The 24,929-nt window shown below is 66.7% G+C and carries 17 protein-coding genes; 13 read left to right on the top strand and 4 right to left on the bottom strand.

Annotation, left to right across the window (positions count from 1 at the left end):
* Window positions 1-84 precede the first annotated feature (84 nt).
* Window positions 85-1,278 carry a UV DNA damage repair endonuclease UvsE gene (gene uvsE, locus PGN12_14650; GenBank protein MEH3105126.1) on the bottom strand — a complete coding sequence of 398 codons (1,194 nt, stop codon included), beginning with the start codon at window positions 1,276-1,278 and terminating at the stop codon, window positions 85-87.
* Between the two features lie 159 nt (window positions 1,279-1,437).
* Between uvsE and PGN12_14645 the strand changes: the two genes are divergently transcribed.
* Window positions 1,438-2,583 (top strand): acyltransferase, encoded by a 1,146-nt coding sequence (locus PGN12_14645; GenBank protein MEH3105125.1) that lies wholly within the window; start codon window positions 1,438-1,440, stop codon window positions 2,581-2,583.
* A gap of 413 nt (window positions 2,584-2,996) precedes the next feature.
* On the opposite strand, the gene PGN12_14640 is transcribed toward PGN12_14645, so the two are convergent.
* Together PGN12_14640 and PGN12_14635 are read right to left on the bottom strand one after the other, a co-directional pair.
* Window positions 2,997-3,629 carry a PEPxxWA-CTERM sorting domain-containing protein gene (locus tag PGN12_14640; protein MEH3105124.1) on the bottom strand — a complete coding sequence of 211 codons (633 nt, stop codon included), beginning with the start codon at window positions 3,627-3,629 and terminating at the stop codon, window positions 2,997-2,999.
* Window positions 3,630-3,808: 179 nt separating this feature from the next.
* Window positions 3,809-5,842, bottom strand: coding sequence for a TonB-dependent siderophore receptor (locus tag PGN12_14635; GenBank protein ID MEH3105123.1), 2,034 nt, complete (start codon window positions 5,840-5,842; stop codon window positions 3,809-3,811).
* A gap of 238 nt (window positions 5,843-6,080) precedes the next feature.
* Here PGN12_14635 and PGN12_14630 point away from each other — a divergent pair, with 238 nt between their 5' ends.
* From PGN12_14630 to PGN12_14575, 12 genes are all read left to right on the top strand, one after another.
* Window positions 6,081-7,832, top strand: a complete 1,752-nt coding sequence (locus PGN12_14630; protein MEH3105122.1) for a M14 family metallopeptidase — start codon at window positions 6,081-6,083, stop codon at window positions 7,830-7,832.
* Window positions 7,833-8,021: 189 nt separating this feature from the next.
* Window positions 8,022-8,867 (top strand): undecaprenyl-diphosphate phosphatase, encoded by an 846-nt coding sequence (locus PGN12_14625; GenBank protein MEH3105121.1) that lies wholly within the window; start codon window positions 8,022-8,024, stop codon window positions 8,865-8,867.
* Between the two features lie 9 nt (window positions 8,868-8,876).
* Window positions 8,877-9,917, top strand: coding sequence for an endonuclease/exonuclease/phosphatase family protein (locus PGN12_14620; GenBank protein MEH3105120.1), 1,041 nt, complete (start codon window positions 8,877-8,879; stop codon window positions 9,915-9,917).
* A gap of 577 nt (window positions 9,918-10,494) precedes the next feature.
* Entirely contained in the window at window positions 10,495-12,438 is a 1,944-nt protein-coding gene (locus PGN12_14615) for a BCCT family transporter (GenBank protein MEH3105119.1), read from the top strand.
* Between the two features lie 193 nt (window positions 12,439-12,631).
* Window positions 12,632-15,439: a monovalent cation/H+ antiporter subunit A gene (locus PGN12_14610; GenBank protein MEH3105118.1), complete on the top strand. Its 2,808-nt coding sequence runs from the start codon at window positions 12,632-12,634 to the stop codon at window positions 15,437-15,439.
* Window positions 15,436-15,789, top strand: coding sequence for a Na+/H+ antiporter subunit C (locus PGN12_14605; protein ID MEH3105117.1), 354 nt, complete (start codon window positions 15,436-15,438; stop codon window positions 15,787-15,789). Before PGN12_14610 ends, PGN12_14605 begins: the two co-directional genes overlap by 4 nt.
* A complete protein-coding gene (locus PGN12_14600) occupies window positions 15,786-17,309 on the top strand; it encodes a monovalent cation/H+ antiporter subunit D (protein MEH3105116.1) in 1,524 nt (507 codons plus the stop codon). Before PGN12_14605 ends, PGN12_14600 begins: the two co-directional genes overlap by 4 nt.
* A 5-nt stretch (window positions 17,310-17,314) precedes the next feature.
* Window positions 17,315-17,794 (top strand): Na+/H+ antiporter subunit E, encoded by a 480-nt coding sequence (locus PGN12_14595; protein ID MEH3105115.1) that lies wholly within the window; start codon window positions 17,315-17,317, stop codon window positions 17,792-17,794.
* Window positions 17,791-18,060: a K+/H+ antiporter subunit F gene (locus PGN12_14590; GenBank protein MEH3105114.1), complete on the top strand. Its 270-nt coding sequence runs from the start codon at window positions 17,791-17,793 to the stop codon at window positions 18,058-18,060. The genes PGN12_14595 and PGN12_14590 overlap by 4 nt, the downstream gene beginning before the upstream one ends.
* Window positions 18,057-18,470, top strand: coding sequence for a Na+/H+ antiporter subunit G (locus tag PGN12_14585; protein ID MEH3105113.1), 414 nt, complete (start codon window positions 18,057-18,059; stop codon window positions 18,468-18,470). Before PGN12_14590 ends, PGN12_14585 begins: the two co-directional genes overlap by 4 nt.
* 1,176 nt (window positions 18,471-19,646) lie before the next feature.
* Window positions 19,647-22,535, top strand: coding sequence for a TonB-dependent receptor (locus tag PGN12_14580; GenBank protein ID MEH3105112.1), 2,889 nt, complete (start codon window positions 19,647-19,649; stop codon window positions 22,533-22,535).
* Window positions 22,536-22,600: 65 nt separating this feature from the next.
* Complete coding sequence (locus PGN12_14575) at window positions 22,601-23,686, top strand: arabinan endo-1,5-alpha-L-arabinosidase (protein MEH3105111.1); 1,086 nt, start codon at window positions 22,601-22,603, stop codon at window positions 23,684-23,686.
* Between the two features lie 249 nt (window positions 23,687-23,935).
* On the opposite strand, the gene PGN12_14570 is transcribed toward PGN12_14575, so the two are convergent.
* Complete coding sequence (locus PGN12_14570; GenBank protein MEH3105110.1) at window positions 23,936-24,676, bottom strand: hypothetical protein; 741 nt, start codon at window positions 24,674-24,676, stop codon at window positions 23,936-23,938.
* Window positions 24,677-24,929 lie beyond the last annotated feature (253 nt).

Raw genomic sequence — 24,929 nt, 5'->3', positions numbered from 1 at the left:
ATCCTCGCTTGTCGACATTGTCGCGACGAACAGCCGCCACGCCATATCGGATCACCAACGAAACGGTCGTGGATCAACCTTTGTTCATGCCCTTTCTGCTTGATCGCCATCAATCTCCGTCGCCCCGATCGGTTCGCCCTCGTCGACGTCGCGCGTCGCCTCGGCCCCGACGCCGCGCTCCAGCCGTGCCTCGTCGGCGGCTAGGGTCGCGGCATCCTCATCGGTGATCCCGAAGCGCGCCGCGACATCGGGGGCGAAGCGCAACAGGTCCGGGCGCAGCCGCAGCAGGCTGAGATCCTTCGACTTGCCCTCCAGCATCACGTCGAACACCAGCCCCTCCGCCATCCGCATGAACGTCGCGAATTCGAAGGGGTTGGTGAAGTCGGCGTGTCCGGTCCAGATCGGCGGCCGCAGCACCGTCTTGATGCGCGCGCCGGCCTTGACCGGCGCCTTGAGCATTTCGCCCTTCCTCACCTTGGCCGTTCCCACCTTCGCCGCCGCACGCGCCTTCGGCGTGATCTTCTGCTTGATCTCCCGCAGTTCCGTGCGCGGTGAGGAAAAGTGGATCTTCGGTCGCACACCCTTCGGCCAGGTGGCGAGGAAGCGCTCCAGCGTCTCGCGCATGTCCAGCCGTTCGGGGTTGAGGCACCACATGTGCTGGTAATCAAAGATCAGACGCACGCCGGTGCGCTCGTGTATCCACAACACGTCGGCGGCCGAGAAGCGGATGTCGTCGTTTTCGAGCACCAGCCGTCGCCGGACGTGCTCGGGGCATTGCTCCCACCCCTCGATCCAGCGCGCGCGGCTCGCCTCATGGTCGTCGTACACGCCGCCGACATGCGTGATCATCACGGCTTCGTCGTCCAGCTCCATGCGGTCGAGCATCTCGGCCTGGCTCGACAGGTCCCAGATGCTCTTCTTCGTCAGCGCGGCGTCGGGCGAGTTGAGCAGGACATATTGCGACGGATGGAACGACAGGCGGATATCGTACGCTCTGGCCTTCGCTCCGAAGGCGCGCAGCTCCGCATCGCTGTCCGACACCATCGAGTGGAATTGCGGCATATCGGGATGCGTGGCGTAGGGCGCGATGTCCGACGACAGCCGGTACATGTCGAGTTTCTCGGACCTGAGATAATCGAGCACCGCGTCCAGCAGTTCGAGCGAGCATTTCAGATGCGGGTTCTTCTGCCAGCGCCGCGTGTCCTGGCTCTTGAGATCGGGGCGGCCCATCACCTTGACGGGAAACCCGAGACGAAGCGGACGATCGGAATCGGTCATCTACCTGTCCCCGCCTGCCGCACGCTTGCGTCATCCTGTTGCGAAAGCCTGTTCTTCATTCGCACGCCAACGCAGCATCGACCGTGCGGCTCCGCCCGACATTCGCGTTCCGACCACCCGGGCGTTGCGTCGACGCCACTGCTTCGTCATGCCGGTCGGATGATCGCCACCGCTGCTGCCTCGACCGATACGACCACCCCGCCGAAGGAGCATTTCGTCCTGCTCGACGGGCTACGTGGCGTGGCGGCGATCATGGTGGTGCTGTTCCATCTCTTCGAGCCATTTTCCGGCGGCAATCCGCAGCGGCAGATCGTCAACCACGGCTATCTGGCGGTCGACTTCTTCTTCACGCTGTCGGGCTTCGTCATCGCTTACGCTTATGATGGCCGCTGGGGACGCATGGGCTTCGGCGGGTTCGTCCTGCGGCGGCTTGTGCGTCTGCAACCGATGGTCGTGCTGGGCAGCGTGCTTGGGGCCGCGCTCTTTTCGATGCAGGCGTCGCCGGCCTTCCCCAAGGTCGCGGGGACATCGGTTGCGCAGGTGATCGGCGTCATGCTGCTCGGCTTCGCGATGATCCCGCTTCCCAAGAGTGGCGACGTTCGCGGTTGGGACGAGATCTATCCGCTCAACGGGCCGCAATGGTCGCTCTTCTACGAATATATCGCGAACCTCCTGTACGCGGCCGGGCTGCGCAAGCTCTCCGCTCGCGCGATGGCGGTGCTGGTGGCGGTGGCGGCGCTGGCGCTGGTCCACCTGCTGGTGTTCGGCCCGCGCGGCGATCTGATCGGCGGCTGGGCGCTTGATGCCAATGGTATCCGGATCGGCATGACGCGGGTCATGTTCCCGTTCTTCGCCGGCGTGCTGATGATGCGGCTGGGCGCGCGGCTTCGGGTCCGGCACGCCTTCCTCGTCAGCAGCGCGTTGCTGGTCATCGCGGTCAGCCTGCCACGGTTCGGCGGCACCGAGCGGCTATGGCTCAACGGCGTTTACGAGGCCGCGTGCGTCATCCTCGTCTTTCCGTTGATCGTCGCGATCGGTGCGGGCGAGAAGGCGGCGGACGGTCGTGCGATCCGGATCGCGCGGCTGTTCGGCGCGCTCTCCTTCCCGCTCTACATCACGCATTTCCCGTTCATCTATCTGTACACGGCATGGGTGACCGACCGCCAGCCGAGCGCGACGCTCGGCGCGGTCGTCGCCGCGGGCGTGCTGGTCGCCGCGCTGACCGTCGCGACGCTCAGCTTGATCTACTACGATCAGCCGGTCCGGCGCTGGCTGGGATCACGGCTGCTACGCACCCGGCGCTGATCGAGGATAGGGGCGGGCAGCAGAACGGGCGGAGGCCAGTGCAACAGGGTGAAGCATTTCGGCCAACGTGCAAGGGACACGCTATGAGCGGTTCCGGGGGCCGCATTCATTCCGCACCTGATGAACAGGCCCGCCAATTATGCAGGAGCATCCCGACTTGTCTATCGGCCTGTCAGTACCAAATCGAGACGAGTGACACTTTCGGTAGATGAAGCGTTTCCATATTGGCGACCGATCAAGAAAACACGGTTAATCTTCATCTTGATCTCATGGTCAAGGTCATCCCTTCCGCTTGCGTGACCTCGTTTCCCGGGCACGCGTGCCGCCGCGAATAAATGATTCTTTGGCGCAACGGCAAAGTGCCGCCGGTCTTGCGATCGACGGCACTTTCCTCATCCTGCGCGATGCGCCGATCAGGCGAAGGCGGTCGCCGTGCTGCGACGCCGGCGCACGGCGGCGCCCACCATGGCGAAGCCGGCGAGCATCATCGCCCAGGTGCCCGGCTCGGGAACCGCCCCGGCCGACGCGTTGCTGGTGAAGGTGAAGTTGACGTCGCTCGACATGCCGTTCTGCGACGACGTCGCCAGCGAGAAGGTGCCGACGGTCGCGTCCGCCGCGATCCCATTGGTGAACAGCCCCGTGCCGGTGATCGTCACGCTCGTCCCCAGCGGCGAGCGCGTCACCGAGGCATTGTCGAAGCTGAAGATGATGTTGCTGGCGGTGCCGAACTGGATGAACGGGTTCTGCGTGTACGGATTGGCGACATTGCCGATCAGGGCGAGATCGGCGATGCTGGCGATCATGCCGTTCAGGCCGGCGAAGCTGCCCTTCGCGTTGCCGATCAGCGCGCTGCCGTTGACGCCGTAGCCGTTGCCGGTGCCGCCGAACGCGTCGCCGAAGTCGAGGCCGGTCGCGTTCGCCGCGGTGCCGCCGGTGTAGCTGCCCGAAAACGACGCAAGGCTGAACGAGCCGATGATCGGAGCGGCCGAGGCCGGCGACACAGCGAGCAAAGCAGAAGCCGCGAGGAGCACTTTCATCATCTTCATTTGATCGATTCCCTGTCTACCCCGGGAAGAGTTCAGCCGGTTAAGTACCCGTTAATTGGCAATTTCCCAGCTGTCTCGTGCCATTGCGGCAGCAGATATGCTTAACGTCCCTTACCGGGATTCTTCGTTTTCCGTCATGCGGTTGGTCCGCCGGGGCGTCTTATCTTTCCCCGCTCGTCTCAGAGTTCCAGGCGCAGCGATGCGCGCACCGTCCGCGGCGCGCCGGGATAGATCCACAGCGCGCTGTATGAACTGGCGGCATATCGTTGATCGAGCAGGTTGTCGGCTTCGAGACGGACGCGTACGCCCTCGACGAGCGGTGCTTCGATGGCGGCTTTCAGCTTCGCATAGGCCGGCAGCACAATCGGTGTCGCCGTCAGCGATCCTGCGCGATCGCCGACATAGGCGGCACCGCCGCTGAGCTGCCAGTCGCCGCGGCCGGTCGGGATCCGGTGCACCACCAGCAGCGTGCCCGAATGTTCGGGCACGTTCAGCACGGCGGACGTCGGGAACGTCGCGTCATCCGCCTCGGCATCGAGCCACGCGAAATTGGCGACGATCTGCCAGCGCTTGCCGAGCCGGGCCGACGCGTCGACCTCGATCCCGCGGCTGACGATGCTCCCGACGGGCGCGAGGAAGTTCGCATCGACCGGATCGGTGGTCAGGATGTCCTGCTTGCGGATGTCGAACCATGTCGCGGCAAGATCGACGCCGGGCAGCTTGGCTGCGATGCCCACCTCGTAACCGCGTCCCTTTTCCGGACCGAAGCCGGCCCCGGTCCGATCGGTGCCGGTGTTCAGCGCGAAGTTCTCGCCCCAATTGGCGTGCACCGCGATCGCGTCCGTCACGCGGTAGCGCGCCCCGACGCGAAAGGTCACGGGCTCGTCGATGTTGCGGCCGACCGCGCCGGTGTTGTTGTTGACGATCTTCTGTCGGTACGGATCGATCCGCGCGCCGCCGACCAGCGTCAGCCGCTCGGTGACGTCCCACATGTCCTGCACATAGAAGGTGCCCGCCCACCGGCTCTCGTCGTTGTTGGTAAACGGCCGCAAGGCGGCGGCCTCCGCTCCATAGACCGGATCGAAGAGGTCGATCGCATAGGGTGCGCTGGCCGATGGATTGATGCGCATCCATCGTTCGCCGTAAAGGAAGCGATAGCCCTTTACGCCGGCGCTGATCCGGTGCCGTCCGATCCGGCCCGCCAGCTCCAGGCGCGCCGAGAGGTCGTCGACACTGAAGTCGCGCGACCGGCGCTGCCGCCACAACGCGCTTCCCACGATCCGCGACTGGTCGGCGGACAGCCCCTTCAGCGTTCCGGTCCGCCACACCGCACCGCCATTGATCGTCCAGCCTCCGCCCACGGCGGCCGATCCGGTGATCTGATGCTGGTCGTTGCGGGACCGGGTGATCCCGTTCGCGGGCTCGCCATAATAGTTCGAGCGTGGCAGCGCGTTGGCGTCGCCATCGATCGCGGGAATGCCACGATCGAACGGCGTGTCGAACTGGCTGAACTCGCCGGTATACGTCAGGCGGAGTGTCTCGATCGGCTGCCAGGTCAGCGATGGGGAGACCACGCGGCGCCGCAGGGTGACGGTGTCGCGCCAGCCGTCGCTGTCTTCACCGGCGACCACGATCCGCGCGGCCAGCGTGTCGCTCAACGGCCCGGTCGCATCCAGCTCGACGCGGCGCGTGTCGAACGAGCCGTAGCTGAGCAGCGCATTCGCCTGCGGCGTGAAGCGCGGAACCTTGGTCACGATGTTGACCCGGCCACCCGGATCGACGTCCCCGAACAATGCGCCCGCCGGTCCTTTGAGTACCTCGATCCGTTCGGTCGTGGCGGGATCGCGCGGCGGCGCCATGCCGCGGTTGGCGAGGAAGCCGTTCAGATAATATTCCGCCCCGCCATCCGGCGTGCCGAGGAAGCCACGGACCGCGAAATTGTCGATGACGCCGCCGCGGTTGTTCTGCTGGCTGAAGCCGCTGACCAGTTCGAGCGCGTCGCTCAGCCGGTACGTTCCGGCCGCGTCGAGGATATCGCGTTCGACCGAGCGGCTCGATTGCGACATGCGCTCGGTGACCCGGTCCGACGACAAGGCGCGATCCACCGTGTCGCGGGTGCCCAGCACGACGATCTCGTCGTCATCCTCTTGCGCCGGCGGCTGTTGTGCCTCGGCGGCGAAGGGCGTCAGCCCGAGTGCGAGCGTGTAGGCCACCGTTGACGCACGGCGTCGTGCTCGAAGGAAGATCAAGGACATTGCTGCTCCGGGACGCGGCGGCATTCTCGCCGCAGGTTGCGATATGATGCAACGTCTCATAAGGCGTCGGCGCGTCAGCGCAACAGCCTCCGGCGGCGTGGCCTTCGGTCGCGGCGGCATGTCGTCGGCACCCCATGTCGGCCAAAGGATCGAAGTGGATTTCTTCTTGTTTCCCAACGTCACTCGTCTCGCCGGTTTGCTCCTGATCGCCACCGGCGGTCCGCTTGGCGCGCAAGATCCGGCGCCCTTGCCGCCGACATTGCCCTGGTCCGGCAAGAGCGAGGCGCTGATCGCGAGCGCCGGCGATCCGTGGATCACGCCGGCGGAGGCGTCGGGCTTCCGCACGACGCCACCTTATGCCGAGGTCCGCGCATGGCTGGAGCGGCTCGATCGTGCATCGGCGCTCATCACCATCAGCACCTTCGGCCGCACCGCCGAGGGTCGCGACATGATCTATGTCCGCGCCAGCAAGGGAGGCAGCGGCAAGCCCGTCGTGCTCGTACAGGGCGGCATCCATGCCGGCGAGATCGACGGCAAGGACGCGGGACTGATGCTGCTGCGCGATATCGCGCTGCGCGGGAAAGAGCGCCTGCTCGACAAGGTCGATCTGGTGTTCGTCCCGATCTACAATGTCGACGGGCACGAGGCGCGGAGCCCCTATAACTTCCCGCACCTTCGCGGACCCGTCGAGAAGGGGCGCGGCGTCAATGCGCGCAATATCGACCTCAACCGCGACTATGCGAAACTGGATGCGCCGGAGTCGCGGGCGATGATCGGGCTGATCCGGTCGCTGGATCCGATCCTCTATGTCGACTGTCATGTCAGCGAAGGCTTCGACATGCAGTATGACATCACCTTCACCTATGCGGGCTGGGGCCGATATGCGCGCCATCGTGCCACCGCGGACTGGTTGCAGGATCGCTTCGGCCCCGCGGTCTCGACCGCGCTCACCGGGGCCGGGCATATGCCGATCATCTATCCCAGCCCGATCGACACCCGGCATCCCGAAAAGGGGATACGCTACAGCCCGGAGGGCCCGCGTTACTCCACCGGCTACGGCGACTTCATCGGCATGCCGACCGTGCTGGTCGAGAACCACATGCTCAAACCCTACCGGCAGCGCGTGCTGGGCACCTATGTCCTGCTCGAGGCGGCGTTGAGGATCGCGGCGCGCGACGCCGCGCGCATCGCGGCGGCCAAGACGCAGGATCGCGCAAGCCGTCCCGCCGAGTTGCTCACCCGCTGGACCCCGGCGCCGACCCCGATCGGCTGGATCGAGCGCTTCCGGGGCGTCGCATTCGATCGCTATGTCTCGCCCGCCTCGGGACGGGAGGAGCAACGCTGGCTGGGCAAGCCGATCACCTTCCGGATGCCGATCATCGGACAGACCCCGATCGAAAGCGTGCGGCTGCCCGAGGCATGGTGGGTGCCGCCTGCGCAGACGGCGGTGATCGAGCGCCTCCGCCTGCACGGGATCACTTTCGAAACGATCGCAGCACCTCGCACGCTGACCCTCGACCAGATGCGGCTGATCGATCCGAAGCTGCTGCAACCGCATGACGGACGCTATCCGATCGCCGCCGGAATCGCGCACGAGCGGGCGGAACGGGAACTGCCCGCCGGTAGCATCCGGGTGCCCGCCGATCAGCCGCTCGGATTGCTCGCCGCGTCGCTGCTGGAGCCGGAAAGCCAGGATTCGTTTCTGGCATGGGGCTTCTTTCCCGAAATGCTGGCGCCGGCCCCGAACACCGATGCCTTCATCCTCGCGGTGGTGGGGGAGCATGTCCTGGCCACCGAGCCCGAGGTGAAGGCCGCATTCGAGGCGAAGCTCGCCGGCGACCCGGCCTTCGTGGGCGATCCCGATGCCCGCCTGCGCTGGCTCTATGCGAAGGCGGGGCCGGGCCACCCGTATCCGCTGCGTTACCCGATCCTGCGCGAACTGGAGTGACGATGCCCGTTCGCTTTCGGGCGTCGTTCGCGGTTGTTAAGTCGCTCGCGCTGCCGCACAGGGGCCGCAGCGATCCCGCCGCAACCTGACACGGCGCGCTCTTGCCCGATCCCGCGGGGGCGCTCGGGTGCTGCCGTTTGCCTGCCGTCGGATCGGGGCGTCGCGCCGGCGCCGAATTCTGGAGTATCGATGATCATTGATAGCAGTGCGCCATGGCTCGAGGCCGCGATCCTCGGGCTGTTGCAGGGGTTGACCGAGTTTCTGCCCGTGTCGTCCAGCGCCCATCTGCGGATCGCCGGCGCGCTGCTGCCATCGGGCACCGATCCCGGCGCGGCCTTCACGGCGATCACGCAGATCGGCACCGAAGCGGCGGTGTTGCTGTATTTCCGCCGCGATATCTGGCGCATTGCCCTGGCATGGCTGACCGCGGTCGGGAGGCGGCCCGCCTCCCTGTCGCCCGACGCACGGCTCGGCTGGCTCATCATCCTCGGCACGCTGCCGATCGCGGTTCTCGGCCTGCTGCTCAAGCAGCAGATCGAGGGCAATCTCCGCAATCTCTACATCACCGCGGCGATGCTGATCGGCTTCGGACTGGTCCTCGGCGTCGCCGATCGGATCGGCGCACGCCGGCTGACGCTCGAACGGCTTGGCTGGGGGCACGGCCTGCTGCTCGGCTTCGCACAGGCGCTGGCGCTCGTGCCGGGGGTCTCGCGCTCGGGTGGTACGATCAGCGCGGCGCTGTTGCTCGGCTACACGCGAGAGGCCGCGGCGCGCTATTCGTTCCTGCTGGCGATCCCGGCGGTGCTCGCATCGGGCTTCTTCGAACTGATCGACAGCTGGGACAAGCCGAACCCGATCGGTGGCGGGCCGACGCTGCTGGCCACGCTGATCGCCTTCGTGGTCGGTTATGCGGTGATGGTCGGCTTCCTGCGCCTGTTGCGCACCCGCAGTTTCCTGCCGTTCGTCATCTACCGGGTGGCGGCCGGGGCGGCGGTGTTGCTGATGCTCGCGAACGGCGTCATCGCCGCGCGGTAGGATCGGGCGATGCGTCGTTTGATCGCGTTGGCGGCCGTCCTGGCGAGTGCCGCCTGCACGACCCTGCCACCCGTCCGGCACGAGCATGGCCCGCTGCCCGCCGCTCCGCGCCCGCCGATCGCGGTGGACCATGCGGAGGGGCGCGCGAGCACGACGATCGACGTGCTGAGCTTCAACGTCGAGGGGCTCGCCTGGCCCGCGCGGCGGGGCAGGGCGCCGTCGCTGGCGAGGATCGGTCGGATCCTCGCGACGCTCAACGCCCGCGGCGCGGCACCGGACGTGATCCTGATCCAGGAGATGTTCAGCCCGGCCGCCGTCCGCGCGCTGTCGCGGGCGGGCTATCGCTATCGTGTCCGGGGGCCGACGCGCACGCAGCGGCGGACGCTGCCCGCCTCCGGCCGCGTGCCCGGCCCGCGGCGCTGGGGCAAGGGCGAGACCGGCTTCCATCTCGTCGGATCGGGACTGGCGATCCTCAGCCGCTATCCGATCGTGGCGGAAAGCTCGCAGCCGTTCGGCAGCAGGCATTGTGCCGGCTTCGACTGCCTGAGCAACAAGGGCGCGCTGCACGCGCGCATCCAGGTGCCGGGGGTGCCGACCGCCATCGACCTGTTCGACACGCATCTCAACGCACAGGCCGAATCGCGCGTGCCGGCGCAACGGCATGGCGCGGCGCAGGCCTTGCAGCGCGCCGATCTCGCTCGCTTCCTCGCAGCGACGGGCACGGATCGGGTGCCGGCGATCGTTGGTGGCGATTTCAACATGGCGGGAACGCCCGACCGTCTGGCGAAGCTGGAGGAAGCGCTGGCGGCATATACGATGGTGCATCGCTTCTGCGCGGCCTCCGCGACGCCGTGCGAGGTGCGATTGTCGTGGGACGGCGACGCGCCATGGGTCGATACCGAGGATCTCCAGCTCTTTCGCTCCACACAGGACGTCAGTGTCACGCCGGTGAGGATCGAGGCGATGTTCGACGGGACGGCGGGGCAGCCGCAGCTATCCGATCATGACGGCCTGCGCGTCACCTATCGGCTGGAATGGAACGTCGATTAGGGTCCGGCTAGAGCGGTTTCCGACCAATCTGCGCCATCGTGAGTGCGTCAGGAAGGCTGCTGGCGAGGAGCGGCGTGACGCAGGGGCTGGTCTGCCCCTGCAAGCGTCGCGACGACGTGCAGCGGCTTTCCTGACGCAACCCCTGTGGGGTGGGCCGATGTTGTCTCGTGGCTGCGTCCCTCGTCAGTCACGGGGGCAGAGCCCCGTTCCGTCCTCGCTCCTTGCCACGAACCAACATCGGCTACGTCACGATGGTGCAGATTGGTCGGAAACCGCTCTAGGATTGATCGACATTCATGATTGCCTGCCCTCGCCCCTCGCAGAGGGGAGAGGGTTGCGCAGACTTAGGCTTTGCGCAGCAAAGTCTTAGTCGAAGCTGGGTGAGGAGTGGCGCTCGCGAAAGCGAGCGCACGAGCCTTCGGCTCGCTCAACCCCTCACCCAAGCTGCGCTAGCCAGCACGCTGGCAAGCTCCGCTATCCCTCTCCCCTGTCCAGGGGCGAGAGCAGCGGTATACCTTCATGAATGTCGATCGGCGCTAGGTTCGCCATCGACCTTAACCGATGCTAACCGGCTGATATGTTGAAGAGCGAAATCAATCCCCGCGTGTTCTGGGGCGCCTCCGCGATCATCGCGCTGTTGCTGGTGACGACGCTCGCGATGCCGGGCACCGCCGATGCGGCGTTCAAGGCGGCGCAGGGCTGGGCCATCGACACGTTCGGCTGGTTCTACATCTCCGCGGTCGCGGTGTTCCTCGTGGTGGTGCTGGTGCTCGGCTTCGGCCCGGCGGGCAAGCTGAAGCTCGGCCCGGACGATTCCGAACCCGATTTTCCCTATCTGTCGTGGCTGGCGATGCTGTTCGCGGCCGGCATGGGGATCGGGCTGATGTATTTCGCGGTCGCGGAGCCGATCCAGCATTACATCTCGCCCCCGGAGGCGCCGAGCGGCACGATCCTCGCCGCGCGCGAGGCGATGGCGATCACCTTCCACCATTACGGGGTCCATGCCTGGGCGATCTATGCGCTGGTCGGGCTGAGCCTCGCCTATTTCACCTATCGCAAGAACATGCCGCTGACGCTGCGCTCCGGGCTGTCGCCGATCCTTGGCAAGCGGATCGACGGTCCGCTGGGCGACGCGATCGACATCTTCGCGGTGTGCGGCACGGTGTTCGGCGTCTCGACCTCGCTCGGTTTCGGCGTGTCGCAGATGAGCGCGGGGCTGGCGTATGAATATGGCGTCCCCGACACGATCACGACCAAGATCGTGGTGATCGTGCTGGTGATGAGCGCGGCGACCCTGTCGGTGCTCAGCGGCGCGGATCGCGGCATCCGCCGGCTGTCGGAGCTGAACCTCGTGCTCGCCGTGCTGCTGATGCTGTTCGTCATGGCGATGGGGCCGACGTTGTTCCTGCTCCGCGCACTCGTGCAGAATTTCGGCCTGTATCTCGATCATTTCGTGAAGCGGACCTTCACGCTCTACGCCTATGAGCCGCGCGCGTGGATGGCGGACTGGACGCTCTTCTACTGGGCCTGGTGGATCGCGTGGTCGCCGTTTGTCGGCATGTTCATCGCCCGCATCTCACGCGGGCGAACGATCCGCGAGTTCGTGACCGGCGTGCTGTTCGTCCCGACCGCCTTCACCTTCCTGTGGATGACCGTCTTCGGCAACACCGCGATCTCGCTCGATCTCGGCGCGGCGAACGGCGGGATCGCCGATGCGGTGCAGGCGAACCTGTCGACCGCCTTGTTCAAGTTCCTCGAATATCTGCCCGCGGCCAGTGTCACCGCGACGCTGGCGATCGTGCTGGTGGGCGTCTTCTTCGTCACCTCGGCGGATAGCGGTGCGCTGGTCATCGATACCCTGGCCTCGGGCGGAACCGAGGAAACGCCGCGCTGGCAGCGCATCTATTGGTGCGTGTTGCTCGGCGTGACCGCGACACTGTTGCTGGTGGCGGGCGGGCTTGGCGCGTTGCAATCGGCGACGCTGCTTGCCGCGCTGCCGTTCTGCTTCATCATGCTCTTGCTCGCGGTCGGGCTGATCCGGCAGACCAACGCCGATCTGGCCGGGGTGACGCTGCCCGGCGATGCGCCATCGGTGGGTGAACGGATCAAGCGGCTGCTCGTCCCCGCGCGACGCACCGACATCGTCGAGCAGATCGCCGGGAACGGCGAAGCGGCGCTGCAAGCGGTCCAGGATGCGATGGAGAAGGAGGGCTGGACCGCGAGCCGGCTGAACAGCGGCGAGGGAACGGTCGAACTCACCATCACGGCGGCGGATCGCCGGCCGTTCAGCTATCGCCTGTTGCCGCGCTCGCGTCCGCTCGCCGCCTACACGGCGCTCGAGGCGCCCGAAGGACGCCGTAGCCTGGCGTGGATGCTGGCGGCGCAGACCGATGGCGAACCCGGCTTCCGCGATCTGACCGGCTTCACCGTTGCGCAGATCACCAACGACGTGCTCACCCAGCTCGAACGCTGGCGGCTCGCCGCGCCCAAGGTCGAGCGCACGGGTCCCGCGGGGTTGTGAACGCGCCCGGCGTTGTGCCATATCGACGCCGGGTGTTCGCAGAAAGCTGATGCGGGCAGGGTCTCACGTTGGTCGGGCCGCCAACGCCGAACCCTTGTGCCTGGAGCATCGGTCTGCCCGTGCGACCTCTTTCGTACCGCCTGGTCTGCGCGCCCACGCATGAACCTCGCGCCGCGTCGTCCGTGAGGGTCGGATGACGTTGCTGATCCTAATCGCATTGCCGTTCGTCGCGGCGATCCTGCTCGCGCTGGCGCGGCGCGCGGCGCGCGGCGTCCACATGCTGATCGCCGCCGTGGCGAGCGCCGGTGGACTGGCGATCTTGCTGACGCAGGCGGGCGCGGCGCTCGACGGACGCACGCCCGCGGTGCGGATCGCCTGGCTCCCGGCGCTGGGGCTGGATCTCAGCCTGTGGCTCGATCCGCTGGCACTGCTGTTCGCGGGGCTGATCCTGGGGATCGGCTTGCTCGTCGTCCTCTACGCGCAGGGCTATCTGGCGAAGGAAGAGCCGACCGCGCGCTTCCTGTCGTTCCTGATGCTGTTCCAGGGCGCGATGATCGGGATCGCGCTGTCGAGCAATGTGCTGCTGATGCTCGTCTTCTGGGAGCTGACCAGCCTCGCCTCGTTTCTGCTGATCGGCTTCTGGCGCGACCGGGCCGAGGCGCGGCAGGGCGCACGGATGGCGCTGACCGTCACCGGCGGCGGCGGGCTGGCGCTGATCGCGGGGATGGTGCTGCTCGGCAAGGCGGCGGGCAGTTACGAGCTGGCGACGATCCTGACGCGCGCCGATCTGGTGCAGGCGTCGCCGCTCTTCCCGGCGATCCTGCTGCTGACCCTCGCGGGCGCGTTCACCAAGTCGGCGCAATTCCCGTTCCACTTCTGGCTGCCGCACGCGATGGCCGCGCCGACCCCGGTCAGCGCCTATCTGCATTCGGCGACGATGGTGAAGGCGGGCGTGTTCCTGCTCGCGCGGCTGTGGCCGGTGCTGGCGGGGAGCGAATGGTGGTTCGTCATCGTCACCGCGGTCGGGCTGGCGACGATGATCTTCGGAGCCGGCGTCGCGCTGTTCCGCCACGACCTCAAGGCGATCCTTGCCTATTCGACGATCAGCCAATTGGGGCTGATGGTGATGCTGCTCGGCTTCGGCACCGCCGCGGCGGTGGCCGCGGCGGTGTTCCACATCCTCAACCATGCCGCGTTCAAGGCGGCGCTGTTCATGCACGCCGGGATCCTCGATCACGAAACCGGCACGCGCGACATAAGGCGGCTGGGCGGGCTCGCCGCACTCATGCCGCTAACCGCGACGCTCGGCGTGCTGGCGGCCGCCGCGATGGCCGGACTGCCACCGCTCGGTGGTTTCATCTCCAAGGAGATGATGCTGGAGCAGAGCGCGCACACCGTATGGGCGGGGCAGACGCTGCTGGTGCCGGTGCTGGCGACGCTCGCCGCGATGCTGTCGACGGGCTATTCGCTGCGGTACGCGGTGGCGCTGCACTTCGGCGCGCGGCGCACCGGCGCGGTCGCCGCGCCGCACGATCCGGGCGTGATCCTGCTCGGCCCCCCGGCGGTGCTGGCGGCGCTGGCGCTCGCGCTCGGGATGGTGCCGATGACGCTGGCGGGGCGGCTGGTCGCGACGGCCAGCGCGGCGGCGACCGGCACGGCGCGCCCCGCGCAGCATCTGGCGCTATGGCACGGCGTCAATCCCGCGCTGCTGATGAGCCTCGGCGCGGTGGCGGTCGCGGTGCTGCTGCTGTGGCGGTACGCCGCCGTCGCCGCGGCGGTCGCCCGCCTTCCGGTCCCCGACGCCAAGCGGCTGTTCGACCGCGCCATGACCGCGGCGGTTGGTAGGCTGCGACAAGTGTCGGGGCGTCTCCATGCCGCGTCGCTGCAACGCAACCTGACGGCGCTGTTCCTGGTCGCACTGGCGCTGGGCCTCGAAACCGCATTGCGCTTTGCGATCGCGCCCGGCCCGCGCGCGACCACGCCCGCCGCGCCGATCGCGATCGTCGCGTGGGCGGCACTGGTGGTGGCGACCGGCGCGGTGCTGGCGGTCGACCGGCGGCGATATCTCGCGCTGATCTTCATTAGCGTCATCGGGCTCGTGATGGCGCTGGCGTTCGTCCACCTTTCCGCCCCCGACCTCGCGCTGACTCAGATCGCGGTCGAGGTGGTGACGATCCTGCTCATGCTGCTGGCGCTGCACCTGCTGCCCGGTAACCCGCCGCGACTGTCGGGTATGACGCGGCGGGTGCGCGATGGCGTGATCGCGGCGGTCGGCGGGCTGGGCACCGGCTGGCTGGCGTGGGCGATCATGACCCGCCCGGCGCGCGCGGGTGTGTCGCGCTTCCACTGGGACAACAGCTACGCCGGCGGCGGGGGCACCAATGTCGTCAACGTCACGCTGGTCGACTTCCGCGCCTTCGATACGTTCGGCGAGATCACGGTGCTCGGCATCGCCGGCCTCGCGATCTTCGCGCTGCTCGAACCCGCGGCGCACGGTGTGGCGGGGCGGCGCTTGCGCGCGTGGCGGTCGCGCGACCGTTTCTCGCCCGAGCGTCACCCGATGATGTTCGTGATGGCGACCCGGCTGCTCCTGCCGCTGGCGTTGCTGGTCGGCGTCTACATCTTCCTGCGCGGTCACAACCAGCCGGGCGGCGGCTTCATCGCGGCGCTGATCGTCTCGATCGCGATCCTGCTGCAATATCTCGCGTCGGGCTTCGACTGGACCGACGTGCGGCGGCGGATCGGCGAGCATCAGCTGATCGCGGGCGGCGTGCTGATCGCGGTCGCGACCGGGCTCGGTTCGCTGCTGTTCGGCGCACCGTTCCTGACCAGCAGCTTCGGCCATTTCCATTTGCCGCTGATCGGCGAGTTCGAGCTGGCGACCGCGATGCTGTTCGACCTCGGCGTCGCCGCGGTGGTGGTGGGCGCGGTGATGATGGCGCTGGCGCAACTCGCCCATGTCGCGCAGCGCGCCGCCAAGAACGACGGGGAGGCGGCATGAGCCTCGAATTTCTGGTCGCCTCGGCGATCGCGGTGCTGGTCGCGGGCGGCATCTTTCTCGCGTTGCGCGGGCGGACCTTCCAGGTCGTGCTGGGGCTGACGCTGCTGTCCTATGCGGTCAATCTGTTCCTGTTCGCGAGCGGGCGGCTGATCGTCGACCGTCCGCCGCTCTACGCGCAGGGCGTGACCGCGCACGCCGATCCGCTGCCGCAGGCGCTGGTGCTGACCGCGATCGTCATCACCTTCGCCATGACCGCGCTGACCGTGATCCTGTCGCTGCGCAGCTATCTGGAGAGCGGCTCGGATCAGGTCGACGGGGTGGCGGACCACGAAAGCGAGGAGCCGGCGTGACGCTGCTCGACCAGTTGCCGATCGCGCCGGTCGTCATCCCGGCCGTGACCGCACCGCTGACGATGCTGCTGATGCGCCGGCACGCCCGCGCCGCGGCGGCGCTGTCGCTGGGCGGCTGCGTCGCGATGCTGGTCACCGCCTGCGCGCTCTTCGCGGTCGCGCAGGATGGGGCGATCCGCAGCTATGCGCTCGGCGCCTGGCCGGCGCCGTTCGGGATCGTGCTCGTTCTCGACCGGCTCGCCGCGCTGATGCTGGTGCTCGCCGCCTTGCTGGCGACGCTCGTGCTGGGCCATGCGCTCGTCACCGCGGCCGACCGGCGCGGCTGGCACTTCCACCCAATGTTCCACTTCCAGCTGATGGGGCTGAACGGCGCGTTCCTGACCGGCGACCTGTTCAACCTGTTCGTGTTCTTCGAGGTGCTGCTGATCGCCTCTTATGGCCTGATGCTGCACGGGCAAGGCGCGCTGCGGATGAAGGCGGGGGTCGCCTATGTCGTCGTCAATATCGTCGGGTCGGCGCTGTTCCTGATCGCGCTCGGGCTGCTCTACGGGCTGACCGCGACGCTCAACATGGCCGATCTCGCGGTCCGGGTCGCGGCGCTCGGCGCGGCGGATCAGGGGCTGCTGCGTGTCGCGGGGCTGCTGCTGATGGTCGTCTTCGGGCTCAAAGCGGCGGTGGTGCCCCTGCACCTGTGGCTGCCGCGCACCTATGCGGCGACGATGCCGGTGGTCGCGGCGTTGTTCGCGATCATGACCAAGGTCGGCGTCTATGCGATGATCCGCACCGTGCCGCTGATCTTCGGCGCGCAGGCCGGCGCGGCGGCGTGGGTGCCCGCGCCCTATCTGCTGCCCGCCGCGATCCTCGGCGCCATCGTCGGGTTCGTCGGCGTGCTGGCCGCGCGCGGGATGCGCGAGCAGGCGGCGTTCGCGGTCCTCGCCTCGACCGGGACGCTGTTGATGGCGGTGGCATCGTGGCGCGCGGCGACGCTCGCCGCCGCGCTTTATTACATGGTGCAGGCGGTGCTGGCGGGCGCGGCATTGTTCCTCGTCGCCGACGTGACGATGCGGCGGCGCGGCCCATATGCCGATGCGCTCGCCCCCAGCCCGCGCTTCGCCGGGCAGGACGCCGCCGGGCTGCTGTATCTCGCGGCGGCGATCGGCGTGGTCGGGCTGCCGCCGCTCGCGGGGTTCGTCGGCAAGCTGCTGATCCTCGACGCCAGCTTCGCGGTGCCCGGCTGGCCGGCGATCTGGACGACGATCCTCGTCACGACGCTGATCGGGGTGATCGGCTTCTCGCGCGGCGGCTCGACCCTGTTCTGGAAGGCGAGCGCCGCCGACGCCGATCCGATCGCCTGCCCGGCGCGCTCGCGTGCCGAGTTTATCGCGCCCGCATTGTTGCTGGCGACACTGGCCGCGCTCACCGTCGCGGCGGGATGGGCAACCGCGCACGCGCGTGCCACCGCCGCGCAGGTCATGACGCCCGGCCTTTACGTCACCGCAATCCTCGGAGCAGCACGTTGAGGCGCGTGCTGCCCCACCCAGCGCTGTCGGCGATGCTGCTGATCGTCTGGCTGTTGATGGCGAACGGCATCACGATCGGCGGGATCGTGCTGGGCGGCGTGTTCGCGTTGATCCTGCCCAAATTCACCCAGCCGTTCTGGCCCGACCGGCCGCGGATGCGCTTAGGCCGCCCCTTCCTCGGCTATCTGGCGATCGTGCTGCGCGACATTGTCGTCGCCAATTTTCAGGTCGCCCGGTTGATCCTGTTCCGCCGCAACCGCGATCTGCGCGCGCGCTGGCTGGTGGTGCCGATCGACCTGACCACCCCGGAGGCGATCACGATGCTGGCCGGGACGATCAGCCTTACCCCCGGCACCGTCTCGTCGGACGTGTCGGCGGACGGGCGCTTCCTGCTGGTCCATGCGCTCGACGTTGCGGACGAGGCGGCGGAGGTCGCACGGATCAAGCGCCGCTACGAAGCGCGACTGCAACGGATCTTCGCATGATCGACCTTGCGCTTCACCTCGCGACCGGTGCGCTCGCGCTCGCGTTGCTGCTCGACCTGTGGCGGCTGTTGCGCGGCCCGGCGCTGGGCGACCGGATCGTCGCGCTCGACACGATGGTCATCAATGCCATCGCGTTGATCGTGCTGATCGGGATGATCGGCGGCACCGACACCTATTTCGAGGCGGCGTTGCTGCTGGCGATGGTCGGCTTCGTCGGCACGATCGCTTATTGCAAGTTCATCCTGCGCGGGGACATCGTCGAATGAGCGTCGTCGCCGAGATCGTCGTCGTGATGTTGCTGCTGCTGGGTGCGGCGTTCGCGCTGATCGGAAGCTGGGGGCTGGTACGGCTGCCCTCGACGATGGAACGGCTGCACGGGCCGACCAAGGCGACGACGCTGGGGCTGGGCGCGCTGCTCGTCGCGTCGGTGGTCTATTTCCGGATGCAGCTCGGGGTGTGGACCGCGCACGAGTTGTTGATCTCGCTGTTCCTGTTCATCACCGCGCCGATTTCCGCGAACATGATCGCCAAGGTCCATCTGCACCGCGTTCGCACCGGCGCGATCGGCGAGCCGCCCGGCATCGCCGGCCCGCCGCCGCGGCCGGGTGGGGAGGGCGACTGGGCGACCTTCGAAGCACCGCGGCGCGACACGCCTGCCGCGACGACGAGCGACTGACGCGCACGCTGCAGACGAGAAGCGAGACGATGATCCATTTAAGCTGAAGCGTCACCCCGGCGAAGGCCGGGGCCCAGTTGGGGGACGCTGATGATGAAGGTAGCGCCTATTTCGCGAGCCTTCCCGACTGGGCCCCGGCCGTCGCCGGGGTGACAATAGGAAGCGGTTCAGACCGGGTGGATCAAACATTGAACCATCGCAGCCGAAAGCAACTTTCATCCGTCATGCCGGACGGGTTTAGGCATCCACCGTTCCGCCACCACGCAGGTGGCCGCAACCGCGGAACCGTGGACCGCGAACAACCCGGGATGACCAACGATCTTGGTCAGGCGCAACGGATCGCACGCCAGCGGCGTGGCAGACGACCAGGTCGGCGACGTCTGGTCGTCGGTTTTCGGACCGTGCGCAAGGCCCGCCTGTGGTGACGGTGACCGGGCGCGTCGATTGGACCCCGCTTGCTGTACCCGCGCATCCCCTGTCGCGCAGATACGACGCTTGTTTCCGTCCTGACGCTGCTATTTCCGGCTGCGTTCGTGCACCGACGGCGCCGGTGTCGCTACCGTCGCAAACCGCGGCACCAATGGGCGCCGCGCGTTTGTCCGACTAGAGCGTGGACAGCCACCCTCGACCCTACCGCGACCGTCACCCCGGCAGATACCGGCGTTCACCGCGCCGCACGGGTGACGATTCGCGGAGTTGCGGGACGACGGGCGCCGAAGCCGCGCCGGCCCGCGGGCTGACGTTTCCGCGCGATAACGCTTCACGTCCGGCGGCTAACCAACTCAAGGCGCATCGGAAAGTCGCAGCGCTTCGCGGTCGCCGAGCGACGGGGCAAGCGCCAGCGACACGCTGTCTCCCGCGCTCAGACCGTAGCTACGCCGTCTCGACCGCGACCGTCACGCACGCGCGCGGCATCGATATACGTTGAAGGCGAGAGTCATGACCGCGAACGCCACCTCCCACGTCTGATCGGCGTCGTTCGACGAAGCTCGCAGGGAGGTTATGCAGACCAATCAACGTGATGCGCGAAAGACACGGTCGCTGACTTAGATCATGACAGAGCGCGGAGCCGACAAGATTGCGCTTGCGAGCCACCATGGCTTTGAATATGCGTTTGTCCGAGTAATGGGCGAACAACGCTCATGCCGATCCGTAATCTTTGAGGGGGGGAGTCCTGTGGCACTCAAGCCTGTTGTTTTCGCTTCCGTTTCCGCTCTGGCGCTGCTCGCGGCGACGCCCGGTTACGCGCAGGCCAACCCTGAACAGCCCGGTCAGGCGGGAAGCCCCGTCGATCAGGCGGGCACCGGTGCCGGCGGCACCGTCGCCGGCGACGATCAGGCTGATGCCGAACAGGATATTGTCGTCACCGGCGTGCGCGCATCGATCGTCGGCGCGCTCAATCGTCGCCGCAATTCGACGCAGATCGTCGACTCGATCGTTGCGGAGGATGTCGGCAAATTGCCCGACAATAACGTTGTCGAGGCGTTGCAACGTGTTACCGGTATTCAGGTCACCGACCGCGGGCAGGGCGAAGCGGCGGGCATCGCGATCCGCGGCTTGCCCGATGCGCTGACGACGCTCAATGGCCGCAACATCTTCACGGCGTCCGGACAGGCGTTCAGGCTTCAGGACGTGTCGGCCAACCTCGTGAAGCGCGTCGACGTGTTCAAGACGCGCGCCGCCGACCAGATCGAGACCGGCCTGGCCGGGCAGGTCGACGTCGTCACACGTCGCCCTTTCGATTTCAACGGCTTCGCTATCTCCGGGCTGGTGCGCGGGATCTACGATCAGGAAGCCGACAAGATCAATCCGAACGGCGCGCTGCTCATCAGCGATCGCTGGGAAACCGGGATCGGCGACATCGGGGTGCTGGTCAACGGCAGCTATACGCGCTCGAAGTTCCGCACGATGGCGACGACGGCGGGGGCGTTCGTGCCGTTCGCCACGCTCACGCCGCCCGCTGGCACCTGTCTGGTGCCGTTCCAGCGCATTTTCCCGGCGCCGGTCAATCCGTTGACGGGCGAGTTCGTCAATACGTGCGGGCTGGGCAACTGGAAGGCCGGCAACGAAACCGGGCTGCCGACCGCGACCGGATCGACGATGCCGGTCAACGGGGTCGCAACGCCTTACTGGTTGTCGCGCGACGCGGTTTTCTCCTCGGATCTGTATGGCTTGCGTGAGCGGCCGTCGGCAAACATCGCGGTGCAATGGGCACCCAACAGCAGCTCGGTCTACACGGCCGAGGCCTATTACGCCGGGTTCCGCGGCGAAACGTTCAACAGTCTGCAGTTCAGTTTCGTCGATTACTGGGACCCTGCCGAGAATCCGACGTTGTACGACGGCACCAACATCGTGAAATCGCGTGTCGCCAACAACGTTTACGGGTTCAACAGCGGCGACTACAATCGCGCGAAGACAGACAGCTTCGTCTATGCGCTGAACGGCAAGTGGGATCTGGGCGGGCGCGGCAACATCGTCGCCGACGCTGCATACCAGACCAGCAAGACCCGGTCGGACTTTTTCGCGCAGCGCGTCGATCGCGTTGCCCAGCAGATCGTGGTCGACTTCAACGCCGGTGGCGGGCTGCCGTCCTATCATTTCAACGATGACAAACTGTTGACCGACCCCGCGCAGTGGAACGTCGCGCAATTGTATGACAATTCGAACCGCGATACCGGCAGTGCGTTCACCGCCACGCTCGACGGCAACTACACCTGGGACACCGGCTTCCTGCGCCAGATCAAGGCGGGATTCCGCTTTGACGATCGCCGCGCATCCAGCTTCGTGCGCACCGCCGATGCCGCGCCGCTCAACCGCTCGCTGGCCAGTTTCCCGGCCGAGGCAACCTTCACCAACAGCGATTTCTATAAGGGCCGTGCCGACGTGCCGACCAGTTGGGTGCTGCCGAACGGCTATTACAATTATCGAAATCGTGACATGATCCGCGGGCTTTACGGCCTTCCGACCTCGGATCAGCTGAAGACGACCGAGGTGTTCAGCGTCAACGAGAAGACGTTGGCGGCCTACCTCCAGGCGGATGGCGAACTATCGATCTTCGGGCGTCCGCTGAAGCTGCAGGGCGGCGTCCGCTTCGTGGCGGTGGATACCGACGCGATCTTCCGCGACCGGTTCAACAACGGCGCGATCTCGCGCTCGTCGCCGGGGTCGGATCGCTTCCTGCCCAGCTTCACCGCGCGTTACGAATTGACCGACAATTTCCGGCTCCGCTTCAACTACGGCGAGACGCTGCGCCGCCCCGACTTCGGCGCCATCAACCCCAACTTCTCGTTGACGGGTGATCTGACGGGGGTCGGCTATGGCACCGGCGGTGCCGGGACGGCCACGCTGCAACCGACGACATCGAAGAACTACGATGTCGCGGTCGAATGGTATTTCGATCGCAACAGTGCGATCACGGTCACCGGCTTCCGCCGTGAAATCAATGGCCTGGTGGTGCCGGTCAGCCAGCTGGAATTCATTCCCAACAATGGCATCGTGGCCGGCGCGACCGACAACTTCGTCATCAGTCGTCCGGCGAACGCGTCCGACGGCGTGCTCAAGGGACTGGAAGTCGGGCTCACCTACTTCCCGACCTATCTGCCGTCGGTGCTCGACGGTCTGGGCTTCCAGGGAAGCCTTACCTTGCTGGATTCGACGCAGAACGTGCCCGAATTCAACCTGGCGGGGCAGCAGACCGGCGAACTGCGCTCGGGCTTCTTCGGCGTGTCGGATTTGTCCTACAATGCGACGCTCGCCTACGACAACGGCCCGATCGGCGCGCGCCTCTCCTACGTCTGGCGCAAGGCGTGGCAGGTGCGGTATGAGGCCAGGCTGTTCGCTAACCCTCTGGGCATATGGCGCCGGCCGGAAGGCAGCCTCGACTTCCAGCTGACCGCCAAGCTGACCGACCGTCTCGGCCTGACCTTCGACTCGGTCAATCTGCTCCGACTAAAGCAGCAGGAATATTACAAGTTCGGCGACGTCGGCGACGAAGACCGCTACAACCTCGGCTCAGTCTTGGTGCCCAGAACGTTCGCGGTCGGGGTACGATACAGCTTCAACTGATCTGATGGCAAGGGCGGACCGCCCGGTCCGCCCGCTCCTGCATCGATGGAAAAGGAACACCGCTCATGAAGCGTACCCTTTCGCTTGCCTTGTTGCTGCTCGCTTCCGGATGCGGTGGCGATGGAGGAAGCCCCTCGGCGTCGCCGGCACCGAGCGGGGCGGCGCCGACGCCGAGCCCCTCGGCAACGCCGTCGCCGAGCCCGAGCCCGTCGCCAACCAGCGCATCGCTCGCGCTGACGGGCGATACCAGCCCGGTCCACGATCCTGCGATCCTGAAGGATGGCGACACCTATTATCTTTTCGCCACCGGCAATGCGGGTGACGCGGAAGGTTTGCTGGGGTTACGGACTTCGACCGATCTTCGGAACTGGACGCTGCGGGGCGGCAGCTATCTTTCGTTGCCGGCCTGGGCCAAGACGGCGGTACCCGGCGCGACCGGCATGTGGGCGCCGGATATCTCGAAAGTGAACGGCCAGTACCGCTTATACTATTCGATCTCTACCTTCGGGCGGAACCAGTCGGCGATCGGTCTGGCGACCGCGACGTCGATCGACCCGGCTGCCCCGGCCGCCAACTGGCAAGATCAGGGTCCGGTCGTCCAGTCGCAGACCAGTGACGATTTCAATGCGATCGATCCCATGGCTTTCACCGATAGCGACGGTCGCTCGTGGCTGGTGTTCGGCAGCTACTGGACGGGGATCAAGCTGATCCGCCTCGATCCTGCCACCGGGTTGCGGCTGGCCGGGGATGCCGCCCCGCGCGCGCTTGCGCAGCGCCCTTCGCCCGGCGCGATCGAGGCGCCCTATGTCGTCCGGCATGGCGACTTCTATTATCTTTTCGTCTCGTTCGATGCTTGCTGCCAGGGCTCGGCCAGCACCTACAACACCGTGGTCGGACGCTCTTCCGCGCCCGATGGGCCCTACGTCGACCGCGATGGACGTGCGATGCTTCAGGGCGGTGGCACGCTGGTGCTCGGAAGCGGGCAGGGCACTGGCAGCCGCTTTGTCGGGCGTGGGCACGTTGCCATCCTCAGCCAGTCCGACGGTGATTATATCGTCTATCACGCCTATGACACGCAGCGGAACGGTGCACCCACGCTGCAGATCCAGCCCATCGTCTGGGACGCGAACGGCTGGCCTGTCGCGCAGTAGAACACGCTGCGAATGCATCGAAAACCGCGCGGCTTGTCGTATGGCGCTTGCCGCGGTCGCCGGCTTGGATGCCGCGGCGGCGGAAAGTGCGCGCGGTCAGGACTTTCGTGTTTCGAGCTTTCCGAACGCCTCTCAGCCGGCAACTCCGCCTGAGAGGCACGCGTTGCAAAAGCCGGCGCCCGCATCGACGCCGTGCTGACGGTGGATCGAGTAAAGCGTCAGACGGAGCTTTCGCGCTATAGGCTGCTCTTATGGTTCGGAAGTCGGCGACGTTTGGGGTGCGGGCGCCTCGGCGCCTTCGGGCGTGGCCACTGCGGGCGGCGGAACCACGACGACCGGAATGCTGACGGTCTGCGCCGCCGGTGGCGAAGCCGGACGATAATAGCTTCGCCAGGCATCGAACGCCCTGTAAAACTCTACGAATGGTCGGTCGAGCCGTAGCAGGGCCGCACGGGAAAAGCTCGGAAGATCGACCGCCGCGACTTGCCCGACCTGAGTGACCTCCGTACGGGCGGCCGCGCAAAAGCCCGCCCGCATCGCCGGTTGCGCGTAGAAATTGTAGACACGGGTCTGATCGTCGTCATAGACACGCTGCCAGTCGATCCAGCCGGGCTCCTGCCACTCGCGAATATATGCCTGATAATAGCGGTCGATGTCGGCGGCGCGCGTCTTTATCCAGGCGTTGTACGCATCGACGATCCCGCCGCCCTCAAGGTCGCAGCCAAGTGCCGCCACGTTCAAGGCGTTGCGTAGATGCCACACGGCGGCCGAATCTGTGTTGTTCAGATTTGGCGTGAAATAGGTCCCGTCTTCGAGCTTCGCCGGAATCTTCATGCCGACATAGCCACCTGCGGGCATCTGCGGGGGCGGCGGCGTCACGGCGATGATCGGGGGTGGTGGCTGGACGAAAACGGGCGGCTTGGCGCAGCCTGACACAGCAAGAGCGGATCCGCTTAACAGGAGCCAACCGAAATTCGCGCGCATCGTCATAGTCTGCCCACATACGTCGTCGCTACGCACCTGACCCGTAGCGGATGGTTGCCAAAAGAATGGCGAGCATTGCCGTTCCACTCTTACCCTCGAAGGGGCGGCAGTCACAACTCTCGCCGTCGGGGCTGGACGGTCAGGTTTCGCAGCCGACACCCCGGAGAGGCATGAGAACTCACGGGTGATCTTCTTGTCTGTCGGCGTCGAGGCCCGGCTCGGAGCGTTCCTTTGCCCGAGAGCCCCGCGGCACGTGCTC

The sequence above is a fragment of the Sphingomonas phyllosphaerae genome (genome assembly GCA_036946405.1).
In the GTDB taxonomy this organism is placed as follows: domain Bacteria; phylum Pseudomonadota; class Alphaproteobacteria; order Sphingomonadales; family Sphingomonadaceae; genus Sphingomonas; species Sphingomonas phyllosphaerae_D.
Note: the sequence above shows the minus strand (reverse complement) of the source record. Positions and strands in the feature narration are given on the sequence as shown.

What these genes read in the sequence shown, in the direction of transcription:
- uvsE (MEH3105126.1), bottom strand. Translation starts at nt 1,278, where the DNA reads ATGACCGATTCCGATCGTCCGCTTCGTCTCGGGTTTCCCGTCAAGGTG.
- PGN12_14570 (MEH3105110.1), bottom strand. Translation starts at nt 24,676, where the DNA reads ATGACGATGCGCGCGAATTTCGGTTGGCTCCTGTTAAGCGGATCCGCT.
- PGN12_14625 (MEH3105121.1), top strand. Translation starts at nt 8,022, where the DNA reads ATGATCATTGATAGCAGTGCGCCATGGCTCGAGGCCGCGATCCTCGGG.
- PGN12_14615 (MEH3105119.1), top strand. Translation starts at nt 10,495, where the DNA reads ATGTTGAAGAGCGAAATCAATCCCCGCGTGTTCTGGGGCGCCTCCGCG.
- PGN12_14620 (MEH3105120.1), top strand. Translation starts at nt 8,877, where the DNA reads ATGCGTCGTTTGATCGCGTTGGCGGCCGTCCTGGCGAGTGCCGCCTGC.
- PGN12_14610 (MEH3105118.1), top strand. Translation starts at nt 12,632, where the DNA reads ATGACGTTGCTGATCCTAATCGCATTGCCGTTCGTCGCGGCGATCCTG.
- PGN12_14605 (MEH3105117.1), top strand. Translation starts at nt 15,436, where the DNA reads ATGAGCCTCGAATTTCTGGTCGCCTCGGCGATCGCGGTGCTGGTCGCG.
- PGN12_14575 (MEH3105111.1), top strand. Translation starts at nt 22,601, where the DNA reads ATGAAGCGTACCCTTTCGCTTGCCTTGTTGCTGCTCGCTTCCGGATGC.
- PGN12_14645 (MEH3105125.1), top strand. Translation starts at nt 1,438, where the DNA reads ATGATCGCCACCGCTGCTGCCTCGACCGATACGACCACCCCGCCGAAG.
- PGN12_14640 (MEH3105124.1), bottom strand. Translation starts at nt 3,629, where the DNA reads ATGAAGATGATGAAAGTGCTCCTCGCGGCTTCTGCTTTGCTCGCTGTG.
- PGN12_14590 (MEH3105114.1), top strand. Translation starts at nt 17,791, where the DNA reads ATGATCGACCTTGCGCTTCACCTCGCGACCGGTGCGCTCGCGCTCGCG.
- PGN12_14585 (MEH3105113.1), top strand. Translation starts at nt 18,057, where the DNA reads ATGAGCGTCGTCGCCGAGATCGTCGTCGTGATGTTGCTGCTGCTGGGT.